Origin of the sequence: Pseudomonas uvaldensis (assembly GCF_021271205.1) — a bacterium.
Classification (GTDB): Bacteria; Pseudomonadota; Gammaproteobacteria; order Pseudomonadales; family Pseudomonadaceae; genus Aquipseudomonas; species Aquipseudomonas uvaldensis.
Genome location: NZ_JAIWKS010000005.1, coordinates 128,821 through 142,585, shown reverse-complemented (window position 1 = coordinate 142,585; position 13,765 = coordinate 128,821). Strand labels below are relative to the sequence as shown.

Genomic DNA, 13,765 nt, shown 5'->3' with positions numbered 1-13,765 from the left:
ACGGCTGGACCCGACGATGCTCGTTGAGTGCCTCAAAGGGTGAAGTTATCCCGTCCCTGGATGGAGAAACTGCCTTGGATAACGCTTCCGGCTGAGCCGAAAGTGAAACTACCAAGGTAGGTTTCTTCCTCATGATTGAAAATCACAGAGACGGAGCCGTTGTCGGCATCGTTGGTCAGGAAGCGCGTCTGGCCGTTCTCTGCCCACATGGTCCAGTAAGTGACGTGCACCTTTTGCTCTCCGATCATGAGGGTCTCGGTGGTCACATCTGGGTTGAACACCATTTCGATACCGCGAATGACCCGCTCGGGAGCCGTGTCGTCCGGCACCTGGACGGCGGAAAGGGTCAGGCGCAGCTTTCGGTCCGTCGTGTAATAGTCGTAGGCAAAATTGATGAGAGTGGACTGGAACGGCGTACCGTCTTCCAGCTGAGCGACAGCACTGCCGGATGAGGGGTTTTTCCGGGTCTGGGGAAGAATATATTGAGTCAGCATGATCAGCTCCCTGGCAATTAGGCCGAAGTACGTGAACTCCTGTCACGTGCCGATCCTAGGCTTCTCTGTTTGGACCGCCTACTGTCAGAGTTGACAGTAGGCGGCTACTGGCCTGTGGTTAATGCTGAATAGCGCCCCGTCATCACTCCTGCCCGATCGACTCCAGAAACTCCGACCGGTCATCGCTCACCTGAGCCATGCAGTCGTTTTCCGCGATTTTGTAGGCGTCGCTGCCGGGTCTGGCCGGGAAGGCGGCGATGGCGCAGTCGGCGTCCCGCTGTTTTTGCCACAGTTGCTGGGCTGCCTTGATCTTGCCGGTGATGTCGCTGAGTTTGGTCTTGTCACTGGCGTAGCGGGTTTGCAGGCGTTCGTTGAGGCTTTGCAGGTTTTCGTTGAGCAATTGTTCGGCGGCTGCCCTGCCATAGGCCGAGCAGGCCAGGGTCTGGACGTCGTTTTCGACGGCGTCGCAAGGGTTCGGTTCGGTGTCTTCTGTCGCATGGGCGACGGTGCTGATCAGTGCCAAAGCCAGGAAGATTGATTTCATTGCGCTGCCGCTCGAGTCCAGTGAAAGCCAGTGGTGCGGCGGATTCTGGCGCAAGCGTCGGGCAAAGAACAGACGGTGTGGGCAGGCCCGTCACTGCCCTTTGTCGCCGATTGACGCTTTCGGCAATTCCCCTGTCGTTTTTGCACCCGGTCGCCACGGCCCTCAGGCATATGCTGGCCCCAAAGCGCCGGCACACGATTCGGCGCATGAAATCTGACAAAAGGGGACTGCCTGATGAGCCCAGCCGAATTGCACGCCGACAGCATCGTTATCGACGGGCTGATCATTGCCAAATGGAACCGTGACCTGTTCGAAGACATGCGCAAGGGCGGCCTGACGGCGGCCAACTGCACCGTGTCGGTGTGGGAGGGCTTCCAGGCCACCATCAACAACATCGCCGCCAGCCAGAAACTGATCCGCGAAAACAGTGACCTGGTGATTCCGGTGAAAACCACCGCCGACATTCGTCGGGCCAAGGAGCAGGGCAAGACCGGCATTATCTTCGGCTTCCAGAATGCCCACGCCTTCGAAGACCAGCTCGGCTACGTCGAGATCTTCAAGCAGCTCGGCGTCGGTGTGGTGCAGATGTGCTACAACACCCAGAACCTGGTCGGCACCGGCTGCTACGAGCGCGACGGTGGTCTGTCGGGCTTCGGTCGTGAGATCGTCGCCGAGATGAATCGTGTCGGCATCATGTGCGACCTGTCCCACGTCGGTTCCAAGACCTCCGAAGAGGTCATCCTCGAATCGAAGAAACCGGTCTGCTATTCCCACTGCCTGCCGTCCGGCCTGAAGGAACACCCGCGCAACAAGTCCGATGAAGAACTGAAATTCATCGCCGATCATGGTGGTTTCGTCGGTGTGACCATGTTCGCGCCATTCCTGGCCAAGGGCATCGATTCGACCATCGACGACTACGCCGAAGCCATCGAATACACCATGAACATCGTTGGCGAAGACGCCATCGGCATCGGCACCGATTTCACCCAGGGTCACGATCAGGCGTTCTTCGAGATGCTGACCCACGACAAGGGCTACGCCCGCCGCCTGACCAACTTCGGCAAGATCATCAACCCGCTGGGCATCCGCACCGTGGGCGAGTTCCCGAACCTCACCGAGACGCTGCTCAAGCGTGGTCATTCCGAGCGGGTGGTACGCAAGATCATGGGTGAGAACTGGGTGAACGTTTTGAAAGACGTCTGGGGCGAATAAACGCCGCTGCTGCACCGAATCCTTTACCTGCGGCCATCCGCGCCGCGGGCAACATCACGAATTTCCGGAGTCAAGTTTCAATGGCTAAAATCGCCCCTCAACTGCCTATCGAAGTCGACAGCGAAACCGGTGTCTGGACCTCAGACGCCCTGCCGATGCTCTACGTGCCGCGTCACTTCTTCGTCAACAACCACATGGGGATCGAGGAAGTGCTGGGCGCCGAAGCCTACGCCGAAATCCTCTACAAGGCCGGCTACAAGTCTGCCTGGCACTGGTGCGAGAAAGAAGCCGAATGCCACGGCCTGGAAGGCGTCGCGGTGTTCGAGCACTACATGAAGCGCCTGTCGCAGCGTGGCTGGGGTCTGTTCAAGATCCAGGACATCGACCTGGACAAAGGCACTGCCAGCGTCAAGCTCGAACACTCGGCGTTCGTCTACGTGTACGGCAAAGTCGGGCGCAAGGTCGACTACATGTTCACCGGCTGGTTCGCCGGTGCCATGGACCAGATCCTCGCCGCCCGCGGCAGTTCGATCCGCACCGTGGCCGAGCAGGTCTACGGCGGTTCCGAAGAAGGCCACGACGACGGCCTGTTCATCGTCAAGCCGTTGTAAGTCGAGGATCGCGCCATGGCTTTTGAAGCAATGTTCCAGCCGATCCAGATCGGCAAACTGACCATCCGCAACCGCGTCCTCAGTACCGCCCACGCCGAGGTTTATGCGACCGACGGCGGCATGACCACCGACCGGTACGTGAAGTACTACGAAGAGAAGGCCAAGGGCGGTATCGGCCTGGCGATCTGCGGCGGCTCTTCCGTGGTCGCCATCGACAGCCCGCAGGAATGGTGGAGCTCGGTGAACTTGTCCACCGACCGCATCATTCCGCACTTCCAGAACCTGGCCGACGCCATGCACAAGCATGGCGCCAAGATCATGATTCAGATTACCCACATGGGGCGTCGTTCGCGTTGGGACGGCTTCAACTGGCCGACCCTGATGTCGCCGTCCGGCGTGCGTGAGCCGGTGCACCGTGCTACCTGCAAGACCATCGAGCCGGAAGAAATCTGGCGGGTGATCGGCAACTATGCCCAGGCAGCTCGTCGTGCCAAGGCCGGTGGCCTGGACGGCGTCGAGCTGTCCGCTGTGCACCAGCACATGATCGACCAGTTCTGGAGCCCGCGGGTCAACAAGCGGACCGACGAATGGGGCGGCAGCTTCGAAGGCCGCATGAAGTTCGGTCTGGAAGTACTGAAAGCCGTGCGCGCCGAAGTGGGCGACGATTTCTGCGTGGGCATGCGCATCTGCGGGGATGAGTTCCACCCGGATGGTTTGTCCCATGAAGACATGAAGCAGATCGCCAAGTATTACGACGACACCGGCATGCTGGATTTCATCGGCGTGGTGGGGTCGGGTTGCGACACCCACAACACCCTGGCCAACGTCATTCCGAACATGAGTTATCCACCGGAGCCATTCCTGCACCTGGCCGCCGGTATCAAGGAAGTGGTCAAGGTTCCGGTGCTGCACGCACAGAACATCAAAGACCCGAACCAGGCCACGCGGATCCTGGAAGGCGGTTACGTCGATATGGTCGGCATGACGCGCGCCCACATCGCCGACCCGCACCTGATCGCCAAGATCAAGATGGGCCAGGTCGACCAGATCAAGCAATGCGTCGGCGCCAACTACTGCATCGACCGTCAGTATCAGGGCCTGGATGTGCTGTGCATCCAGAACGCCGCGACCTCCCGTGAATACATGGGCGTGCCGCACATCATCGAGAAATCCACCGGGCCGAAACGCAAGGTGGTGGTGGTTGGTGCCGGCCCGGCGGGTATGGAAGCCGCTCGCGTGGCGGCCGAGCGTGGCCACGACGTGACCCTGTTCGAGAAGAAGGAGTTCATCGGCGGGCAGATCACCACGGCCGCCAAGGCGCCGCAACGGGACCAGATTGCCGGTATCACCCGCTGGTTCCAACTGGAGCTGGCACGGCTGAAAGTCGACCTGCGCCTGGGCGTGGCGGCTGACGCGGCGACCATCATGGATTTGCGTCCGGATGTGGTGGTGCTAGCCGTCGGCGGGCATCCGAACCTGGAGCAGAACGAACACTGGGGCGCCGCCGAAGGGCTGGTGGTCAGCAGCTGGGACGTGCTCGATGGCAAGGTTGCGCCGGGCAAGAACGTACTGGTCTACGACACCATTTGCGAGTTCACCGGCATGTCGGTGGCCGACTTCCTGGCCGACAAGGGCAGCCAGGTCGAGATCGTCACTGACGACATCAAGCCGGGCGTTGCGATTGGCGGCACCTCGTTCCCCACCTACTACCGCAGCATGTACCCCAAAGAAGTGATCATGACCGGGGACATGATGCTGGAGAAGGTCTACCGCGAAGGCGACAAGCTGGTGGCGGTGCTGGAGAACGAATACACCGGTGCCAAGGAAGAACGCGTGGTGGACCAGGTGGTGGTGGAGAACGGCGTACGGCCGGATGAAGAGATCTACTACGCGCTGAAGGAAGGTTCGCGCAACAAGGGCCAGATCGATGTCGAAGCCTTGTTCGCGATCAAGCCTCAACCGTGCCTGGAGCAGAGCGGCGATGGCTACCTGCTGTTCCGCATTGGCGACTGCGTGGCTCAGCGTAATACCCACGCGGCCATCTATGACGCCCTGCGGTTGTGCAAGGATTTCTAACGGCTTGTGGATAACCCTGTGAGAGCGGGCTTGCTCGCGAAAGCGGTGGACCAGTCGACATCGATGTTGAATGTGAGTCCGCCTTCGCGAGCAAGCCCGCTCCCACAGGAATCGAGCAAGACATTCAGGTTTCTGTGCCTGCAAGACCCTGAGGTCTTTGGGAGCTTCACCTATGTTGAACACCCTTCTCCCCATCCTGCTCTTCGCCGCCCTGGGCCTAGCGGTCCTCGGCGCTTTGCGCCGGGTAAACATGTGGCGCCGTGGCCGGCCGTCCAAGGTCGACTTGATCGGCGGCCTCTTCGCGATGCCCAAGCGCTACATGGTGGACTTGCACCATGTGGTGGCGCGGGACAAGTACATTGCCAATACCCACGTTGCCACGGCCGGTGGTGCGGTGGCGTCCATCGTGCTGGCGATCCTGGTGCACGGTTTTGGCCTGCATAACCGCTTCCTCGGCTACGCACTGCTGTTGATGTCGGCGGTGATGTTCGTCGGCGCGATCTTCGTCTACCTGCGTCGGCGCAATCCGCCGTCGCGTCTGTCGAAAGGCCCGTGGATGCGCCTGCCGAAAAGCCTGCTGGCGTTCTCGGCATCGTTTTTCCTGGTGACCCTGCCGGTGGCCGGTATCCTGCCGGAGAATTTCGGCGGCTGGCTGCTGGCGGCAATCCTGGGGATTGGCGTGCTGTGGGGCGTCTCGGAGCTGTTCTTCGGTATGACCTGGGGCGGGCCGATGAAGCATGCCTTCGCCGGTGCCCTGCACCTGGCCTGGCACCGTCGCGCCGAACGCTTTGGTGGCGGTCGCTCCACCGGTCTCAGGCCGCTGGATCTGAACGACCCTGCCGCGCCGCTGGGCGTGGAGAAACCCAAGGATTTCACCTGGAACCAACTGCTCGGCTTCGACGCCTGCGTGCAGTGTGGTAAATGCGAAGCCGCGTGCCCGGCGTTCGCCGCCGGCCAGCCGCTGAACCCGAAAAAACTCATCCAGGACATGGTCGTCGGCCTGGCCGGCGGCACCGATGCCAAATTCGCCGGTAGCCCGTACCCTGGCAAGCCGGTGGGCGAGCACGGCGGCAATCCTCATCAGCCGATCGTCAACGGCCTGGTGGACGCCGAGACGCTGTGGTCCTGCACCACGTGCCGGGCGTGCGTCGAGGAATGCCCGATGATGATCGAGCATGTCGATGCCATCGTCGACATGCGTCGGCACTTGACCCTGGAAAAAGGCGCCACGCCGAACAAAGGCGCCGAGGTCCTGGAAAACCTCATCGCCACCGACAACCCGGGTGGCTTCGCCCCGGGCGGGCGGATGAACTGGGCGGCGGACCTGAACCTGAACCTGCTCAGCGAGAAGAAAGCCACCGACGTGCTGTTCTGGGTCGGCGACGGTGCCTTCGACATGCGCAACCAACGCACCCTGCGGGCCTTCGTCAAAGTACTCAAGGCGGCAAACATCGACTTCGCCGTGCTCGGCCTCGAAGAGCGCGACAGCGGCGACGTGGCCCGACGCCTGGGTGACGAAGCGACGTTCCAGCTCCTGGCCAAGCGCAACATCCAGACCCTGGCCAAGTACCGCTTCAACCGCATCGTGACCTGCGACCCCCACAGCTTCCATGTGCTGAAAAACGAATACGGCGCCTTCGATGGCAACTACCTGGTGCAACACCACAGCACCTACCTGGCGGAAATCATCGACGCCGGCGCTCTCAGCCTTGGCCAGCACAAGGGCGACAGCGTGACTTATCACGACCCGTGCTACCTGGGCCGCTACAACGGTGAATACGAGGCGCCGCGCCAGGTGTTGCGTGCGCTGGGTATCGAGGTCAAGGAAATGCAGCGCTCCGGTTTCCGCTCCCGCTGCTGCGGTGGCGGTGGCGGCGCGCCGATCACCGACATTCCGGGCAAGCAGCGTATCCCCGACATGCGCATGGAAGACATCCGCGAAACCGGTGCCGAGCTGGTGGCCGTGGGTTGTCCACAATGCACCGCAATGCTCGAAGGCGTGGTCGAGCCTCGCCCGATGATCAAGGACATCGCCGAGCTGGTGGCCGATGCATTGCTCGAAGATGCGGCACCGACCAAGCCCATGGCCTCGGCCAAACGTGAACCTGCGGAGGTGCATTAATGAGCGACATCATCCGTCGCGACCCTCGCGCCGAGCGGATCGCCCGCAACCGTCTGCATCCATTGCATGCGGCCATGCAACCGGTACAACACAGCTGGATGGGGCCCAACGGCATCGTCCGCAAGAATGTCCATGGGGTGGGTTTCATCGGTCCCAACGGCATCAAGCGGATCGACCGCAGCGGCGCTCAGCAGGGCGGGACCACCAAGCGCAGCGCCGCCACTGAAGTGCTACTGCCGCTGCATCAGGTGCCGCAACCGGCGTTTTACATCAGCGTCGTGCCCGACATGGTCGGTGGGCGCCTGAGCAGTCACGACCGCGATCTGCTGGGCCTGGCCCACCAATTGGCCGGTTCCGATGGTGCGGTATTGGCGGTGGTCTTCGGTGAGCATAAGGAAAATGCATTCGCCACGGCCGGTGTCGACCGCCTGCTGGTGCTGGAAGGCGAAGAATTCAGCGGTTATGCACCGGAACAACGGGTCCAGGGCCTGCGGGCTGTGGATAACCAGTTCAACCCACGTCATTGGTTGCTGCCTGACAGTCGCAGTGGCGGGGCCGAACTGGGCCGCCGCTTTGCCGCGGCCCTGGGCGAACGCCCGGCCACGCGGGTCTGGCAGGTCAAGGGCGAGGAGTGCATCGGCCGCGCTGGCGCGGGCCTGCAAGACCTGGCCCGGCCGTTGGCCCGGTTGATCCTGGCAGCGGCCGAATGTGCCGAGCCGGTCAGCGAAACCCGTCACGAAGCCTTGCCGGTGGAGTTATCCACAAGCGTGGCCCGCAGCCTTTCGCGCATCGAAGATCTCGGCGCGGTGGCGGTGGATCCGGGCGCGATCCCGATGGCCGAAGCCGAGTTCATTTTCTCTGGCGGCAACGGGGTCAAGGACTGGGCACTGTTCCATCAGACCGCTGCAGCCTTGGGCGCAACCGAAGGCGCGTCGCGGGTGGCGGTGGACGATGGCTTCATGGCCCGCGACCGCCAGGTCGGCGCCAGCGGCACCTGGGTCACGGCGCGGGTCTATGTTGCGGTGGGCATCTCCGGGGCGATCCAGCATCTGCAAGGCATCGGTGCCTGCGACAAGGTGGTGGCAATCAACCTCGATCCGGGCTGCGACATGATCAAACGGGCGGATTTGTCGGTGATCGGCGACAGTACGGCGATTTTCCATGCCCTGATCGCGGCGGTAGAGGCTTACCGCAACGAAGCCAAACGCGATGCGGCTTAAGCTAAGGATTCAACCATGACGACTCAAGTGATCAGCCTCGTGTCCATTGGCGCCCACCCGACCTCCGGTCGCCCTCGGCGCGCCGAGCAGGACGCCCGCGCCGTGGAGCTGGGCCTGCAACTGGCTGGCAACGACTTGCAGGTGCTGCATGCGGGCGATGTCGCCGAACCGGCCCTGCGCGCTTACCTGGGTATGGGCCTGGACGAACTTCACGTGCTGGAAAACCCGACGGGCGCCGACGCGCTGCCGGCCTTGACCGATTACCTGCGCGACGCCGCGCCCCAGGTGGTGCTCACCGGCAGTCAGGCGGAGACCGGCGAGGGCTCGGGCATGCTGCCGTTTCTGTTGGCGGAAAACCTCGGTTGGCCGCTGGTGGTAGGGCTGGCCCAGGTGGAATCCATCGAGAATGGGGCGGCCCTGGTGCTGCAAGCCTTGCCTAGAGGGCAGCGCCGCCGCCTGAAGGTGCGCCTGCCTTTCCTGGCAACTGTGGATAACGCCGCGCCCAAACCTCGGCAAAGCGCCTATGGCCCGGCCAGACGGGGCGTGCTGCACGCCGAGGAAGTCGAAGTGATCGACGATACTCTGCTGGCAGTGGCCACTCTGCAACCGGCCAAACCACGGCCCAAGCGCCTGAAAGTAATCAAGGCCAAGAGCGGCGCCGACCGCATGAAAGCCGCCACGGCCAAGGCCAGCGGCGGAGGCGGGCAGGTGCTCAAGGGCGTCAGCCCCGAAGCAGGCGCCGAGGCGATTCTCAAGCTGCTGATTGAAGAAGGCGTCGTTCGCTAGCTTCGGAATCTCTGCGAGTCTTTGTGGGAGCGGGCTTGCTCGCGAAAGTGTGGTAATAGCCAGGAAGATGTTGCCTGACACGTCACTTTCGCGAGCAAATCCGCTTCCACAGGGAAACTCATTTACCCACAACCTTGGCAAAGTTTCCCACAATACCTGTGCGCCCCACTGTGGATAACCTGTTCGTCCATCGCCACACCCCACGCCAATCAAGCCCTTCAAGCCTGCGCTCAAAAAATAACCAGCCTAACTGACGGTTTTTTACTGAGGTTTTCTGATTGGCAGGTGACTTAAACCGCTCCGACTTGCCCCCAATCTCTGTTGGCGCTTCTGTGGATAAGATGTTCGCTATCGTCTCCAGGCCTTGTGAAACGGGGGTTGCAGAGAGTTGTTTATTTAATGATCAATTGCCTCGGTTTTTCTGAAATCACATAACATTTCCATGGCTTATAGACCGTCACGGCGGTTTTCCACAGAAACGTCAAAATTACCCCCAAACGCTGTTGGTGCTTCTGTGGATAAGGTGTTCGCTATGTCCTGTAAGCCAAGCCATTCAAGGCGTTAGCGGGAATGATCAAAAATTGATCTGCGCGCAGTCAACGGCTCGCCTGTTCATAATTCATAGCTTTCAAGGCTCTGTCGATCAGGATATTGCTCAACAAGACGCACTTTTCCCCAATAGCTGTGGGTGGGCTTGTGGATAACTTGTTTGCCAAAGGCTGCGGAGCCCGGCTGGCTTAGTTCAAACCGCGATAGATCAAATTTCATACAGTTCTAAGGAACTGCCTTGACGGGGCGCTGTCGCCTGTCTTCACTCCAATGGCACAAGGACATCGCTACCTTATATCCATGTCAGGTTCAGGGAGAACACATGATGGATAACCCGCTCTCCCGTTTTTGCCCGAACCTTCCTGTGAAGTGCGTCCCGACGCCTCCCACCCTGTTACCCCGACGGCGCGCCATTCATCAGCGTGCACGGCTATAGCGCGTCGATACGCACCTGGTTTTTCCCCTGTAGCACCGCTGACTGCCGCTCAATCCCGAAGAGAGAGTGGCCAGGCGTCTGTACGCCTGATCGACAGGCAACCGCAGAGTTGCCCCTTCCGCCTGAGAGGACTTGAACATGACACGGATATCGACCCCCATCAGCCAAATCCAGGAACATTACGATGTGATCGTCATCGGTTCAGGCTATGGCGGCGGCATTGCCGCCTCGCGCCTGTCCCGGGCCGGACGCAAGGTGTGCCTGTTGGAGCGTGGCCGGGAAATCCAGCCCGGCGAGTACCCCAACACCATGCTCGCGGCCACCGAGGAGTTGCAGGTCCATGACCCGGACGGTCACATTGGCTCGCGAACCGGGTTGTACGACCTGCACGTCAATGCTCAGCAGAACGTGGTGGTCGGTTGCGGCCTGGGTGGCACTTCGCTGATCAATGCCAACGTCTCGCTGGAGCCAGAACCTGGTGTGTTCGAGGATCCGCGCTGGCCACAGGCGGTACGTGACCATCAAGACACGTTGCTCAAGGAAGGCTATGCCCGGGCTCGCGAGATGCTCAAGCCCAACGCCTATCCGGCCTCGGAGCCAAACCTGCCCAAGCTCGATGCCCACAGCAAATCGGCCGACTATCTCAAACAGAGCGCACATTTCTACAAGCCGCCGATCAACGTGACGTTCGACAAGTTGCCCAACAACCTCAACCACGTCGGCGTCGAACAATTGCCATGCAACGGTTGTGGCGATTGCGTCTCGGGCTGTAACAACAAGGCCAAGAACACCACACTGATGAATTACCTGCCCGATGCCTGGAACCACGGTGCGGAGATTTTCTGCCAGGCCGAGGTGCGCCACCTGGAGCGCGACGGCAACGGCTGGATCGTGCACTTCCAGTACCTGGACAGCGGCCGCGAGCTGTTCTCGGCGCCAACGTTGTTCGTGCGGGCCGACATTGTGGTGGTGTCCGCCGGCACCCTGGGCACCACGGAAATCATGCTGCGCTCACGGGACAAGGGCCTGTCGATGTCCAACCAGTTGGGCGAAAACATGAGCGGCAACGGCGACATCCTCGGGTTCGGCCACAACTGCGACCAGACCATCAACGGCATCGGTTTCGGTGCCCATTCGGCCAAGGAGCTGGAACCGGTGGGGCCATGCATTACTTCCATCATCGACATGCGCACCGAAGGCGATTGGCGCAGCCGCATGGTCATCGAAGAAGGCTCGATCCCCGGCGCCCTCGGCCGGCCGATGGTGCCGAGCATGGCGGCGTTCGCCGAGATGATCGGCGTACCTACTGATACCGGCTTCGGTGCCAGCCTCAAATACAAGGGGCGGGAGGCTGAAAGCTTCCTGCGCGGCCCCTACCACGGCGCGCTGCATAACATGCAGACCTACCTGATCATGAGCCACGACAATGGCAAGGGCCGCATGGTGCTCGACGACAAGGATCAGTTGCGCATCGACTGGCCCGGCGTCGGCGAGCAGGAGAACGTCACCCTGGGCAACGAACGCCTGCACCAGTGCACCAAGGCGCTGGGCGGGATCTGGGTCGAGAACCCGATCTGGACCAAGCTGCTCAAGCACAGCATCGTTTCGGTTCACCCGTTGGGTGGGTGCGTGATGGGTGAGGATGCCACCCAGGGCGTGGTCAATCACAAGGGGCAGGTGTTCAGCGGTGCCAGCGGCACGGAGGTCTACCCCAACCTGTACGTGGCCGACGGTGCGGTGATTCCGACCTCCCTGGCGGTCAACCCGCTGCTGACCATTTCGGCGGTGAGCGAGCGCAACATGGCGCTGCTGGCGGCCGATCATGGCTGGCTGATCGACTACACCCTGCCTTCGGCACCGCGCAAGCCGGTGGCGGCGCCTACCCTCGGGGTGCAGTTCACTGAAACCATGAAGGGCTTTTTCTCTACGGCGTTCACCCAGCCGCAGGGCACCGACCTTACGCTGTACGAAGCAGCGGCCAAACGTGGCAAGGCGGACAATTCGCCCATCGAGTTTACGCTGACCATCACCGCCGATGACCTCAATCGCCTGATCAAGGAGCCAGAACACGCCGCGACCATCGTTGGCACCCTCGATGCGCCGCTGCTCTCACCACAACCGCTGGTGGCCAGCAATGGGGTGTTCAATCTGTTCGAGCAATACCAGGAACAGGTCGGCGTGCGGCACATGAACTACGACATGAAACTGACCGCCGAGGACGGCAGCGACTATTACTTCAGCGCCTTCAAAACCGTGCCCGAGGACAACGGCGTGCTGAACATCTGGCACGACACCAGTACCCTCTATGTCACGCTTTACCACGGGCCGGACAAGACCGGCGCGGTGATCGGTTCGGGGGTGATGCACATTCTGCCGGCCGATTTCGCCAAGCAGATGACCACTATGAAAGTGCTCAACGCACGTAACGAGCGCGAACGGTTGGATGCCCTGGCACGGTTCGGCAAGTTCTTTGCCGGTATCCTGTGGGAGAGCTATGGCGGGGTGTTTGCCGGCGACATCTACTTCAACCCGGATGCGCCGCCGCGCATCAAGCGACCGCTGGACGCGCCGGCGCCGACGGTGCATTTCTTCGAGACAGAAGACAACGTCCAACTGCGTCTGACCCGTTACCAGGCGGGCAGCAAGGGCCCGGTGATGTTGGTGCATGGCCTGGGTGTGGGCTCGAACATCTTTTCCACCGACACCATCCATACCAACCTGTTGGAATACCTGTGCAAGCACGAGTACGACGTCTGGCTGCTGGACCTGCGGGTGAGCATCCTGTTGCCCGCCAGCAAGCGGGAATGGAACGGTGACCAAGTGGCCCAGTACGACTTCAAGGCTGCCATCGAGCAGATCCAGCAGGCGACCCTGGCCCGTGACGTGCAATGCGTGGTGCATTGCTATGGCGCGACGACCTTCTTTATGTCGATGCTGGCGGGCTTGCAAGGGGTGCGCTCGGTGGTCTGCTCGCAGATCGCCGCCGACACGGTGGTTGCCACCGCCACCGGACTGAAGGCCGGCCTGCATCTGCCGGGGATGCTCGACGCCATCGGCATCAAATCACTGACGGCCTATGCCGACACCAAGGAGAACTGGTTCAACAAACTCTATGACAAGGCCCTCAATGGCTATGCCCGGATCGAGGCCCAGGGCTACTGCACCAACCCGGTTTGCCACCGCATCACCTTCATGTACGCCTCGCTGTATCGCCACGACACCCTCAATGAAACCCTGCACGACAACCTTCATGAGTTGTTCGGCGAGTCGAACATGCACACCTTCGAACACCTGGCGCTGATTGTGCGTAAGGGGCATCTGGTGGACTTCAAGGGCAACGACGTCTACATGCCGCATTTCGACCGGCTGAAATTGCCGATCTGCTTCATCAGCGGTGCCGACAACCAATGCTACCTGCCGCAGAGCACCCTCAAGACCTATGAACGACTGTGCGACATGCATGGCCCGCAACTGTTCAGCCGCCATGAAGTGCCGGGCTACGGCCATATCGACTGCATCTTCGGCAAGGACGCGGTGATGGATGTGTATCCGATCATCCTCGGACACCTGGAGAAGACGGCCCTGGGTTGAGGCCGGATCGAGTCGACTGTTTCGCGAGCAAGCCCGCTCCCACAGGGGTACGCGATCTCCTGTGGGAGCGGGCTTGCTCGCGAAGGCGGACTGAAGAGCACCGCACCTCATGAATAGGCCCAAG

At 61.3% G+C, this 13,765-nt stretch carries 9 protein-coding genes; 7 read left to right on the top strand and 2 right to left on the bottom strand.

All coding sequences use genetic code 11. The features are described 5' to 3' along the window. Positions 1-32: 32 nt before the first annotated feature. Positions 33-494 carry a hypothetical protein gene (locus tag LCU97_RS12985; protein WP_232776696.1) on the bottom strand — a complete coding sequence of 154 codons (462 nt, stop codon included), beginning with the start codon at positions 492-494 and terminating at the stop codon, positions 33-35. A 142-nt stretch (positions 495-636) separates the two neighbouring features. Next, the gene (locus tag LCU97_RS12980) at positions 637-1,038 is read right to left on the bottom strand and encodes a lysozyme inhibitor LprI family protein (RefSeq protein ID WP_053156142.1); all 402 of its coding nucleotides are present in this window, start codon (positions 1,036-1,038) and stop codon (positions 637-639) included. A 234-nt stretch (positions 1,039-1,272) separates the two neighbouring features. On the opposite strand from LCU97_RS12980, the gene LCU97_RS12975 reads away from it, so the two are divergent. The 7 genes from LCU97_RS12975 to LCU97_RS12945 all read left to right on the top strand — a co-directional run bounded on the left by LCU97_RS12975 (position 1,273) and on the right by LCU97_RS12945 (position 13,641). Beyond that, positions 1,273-2,250, top strand: coding sequence for a dipeptidase (locus LCU97_RS12975; RefSeq protein WP_053156145.1), 978 nt, complete (start codon positions 1,273-1,275; stop codon positions 2,248-2,250). 80 nt (positions 2,251-2,330) lie between these two features. Continuing rightward, a complete protein-coding gene (locus LCU97_RS12970; protein WP_053156148.1) occupies positions 2,331-2,861 on the top strand; it encodes a DUF5943 domain-containing protein in 531 nt (176 codons plus the stop codon). A 15-nt stretch (positions 2,862-2,876) separates the two neighbouring features. After that, on the top strand, positions 2,877-4,937 hold the full coding sequence (gene dgcA / locus LCU97_RS12965; protein WP_053156152.1) for a dimethylglycine demethylation protein DgcA: 2,061 nt from the start codon (positions 2,877-2,879) through the stop codon (positions 4,935-4,937). Positions 4,938-5,109: 172 nt separating this feature from the next. Next, positions 5,110-7,059, top strand: a complete 1,950-nt coding sequence (gene dgcB / locus LCU97_RS12960) for a dimethylglycine demethylation protein DgcB (RefSeq protein ID WP_232776694.1) — start codon at positions 5,110-5,112, stop codon at positions 7,057-7,059. Beyond that, complete coding sequence (gene etfA / locus LCU97_RS12955; RefSeq protein ID WP_053156158.1) at positions 7,059-8,279, top strand: electron transfer flavoprotein subunit alpha; 1,221 nt, start codon at positions 7,059-7,061, stop codon at positions 8,277-8,279. Before dgcB ends, etfA begins: the two co-directional genes overlap by 1 nt. 15 nt (positions 8,280-8,294) lie before the next feature. Further along, the gene (gene etfB, locus LCU97_RS12950) at positions 8,295-9,065 is read left to right on the top strand and encodes an electron transfer flavoprotein subunit beta (protein ID WP_232776692.1); all 771 of its coding nucleotides are present in this window, start codon (positions 8,295-8,297) and stop codon (positions 9,063-9,065) included. A gap of 1,123 nt (positions 9,066-10,188) precedes the next feature. Further along, complete coding sequence (locus LCU97_RS12945; protein WP_053156165.1) at positions 10,189-13,641, top strand: GMC oxidoreductase; 3,453 nt, start codon at positions 10,189-10,191, stop codon at positions 13,639-13,641. The last annotated feature ends 124 nt before the right edge of the window (positions 13,642-13,765 follow it).

Excerpts from the sequence above, each read along its gene's own strand:
- LCU97_RS12985 (WP_232776696.1), bottom strand. The coding sequence starts at position 494 with ATGCTGACTCAATATATTCTTCCCCAGACCCGGAAAAACCCCTCATCC.
- LCU97_RS12980 (WP_053156142.1), bottom strand. The coding sequence starts at position 1,038 with ATGAAATCAATCTTCCTGGCTTTGGCACTGATCAGCACCGTCGCCCAT.
- LCU97_RS12975 (WP_053156145.1), top strand. The coding sequence starts at position 1,273 with ATGAGCCCAGCCGAATTGCACGCCGACAGCATCGTTATCGACGGGCTG.
- LCU97_RS12970 (WP_053156148.1), top strand. The coding sequence starts at position 2,331 with ATGGCTAAAATCGCCCCTCAACTGCCTATCGAAGTCGACAGCGAAACC.
- dgcA (WP_053156152.1), top strand. The coding sequence starts at position 2,877 with ATGGCTTTTGAAGCAATGTTCCAGCCGATCCAGATCGGCAAACTGACC.
- dgcB (WP_232776694.1), top strand. The coding sequence starts at position 5,110 with ATGTTGAACACCCTTCTCCCCATCCTGCTCTTCGCCGCCCTGGGCCTA.
- etfA (WP_053156158.1), top strand. The coding sequence starts at position 7,059 with ATGAGCGACATCATCCGTCGCGACCCTCGCGCCGAGCGGATCGCCCGC.
- etfB (WP_232776692.1), top strand. The coding sequence starts at position 8,295 with ATGACGACTCAAGTGATCAGCCTCGTGTCCATTGGCGCCCACCCGACC.
- LCU97_RS12945 (WP_053156165.1), top strand. The coding sequence starts at position 10,189 with ATGACACGGATATCGACCCCCATCAGCCAAATCCAGGAACATTACGAT.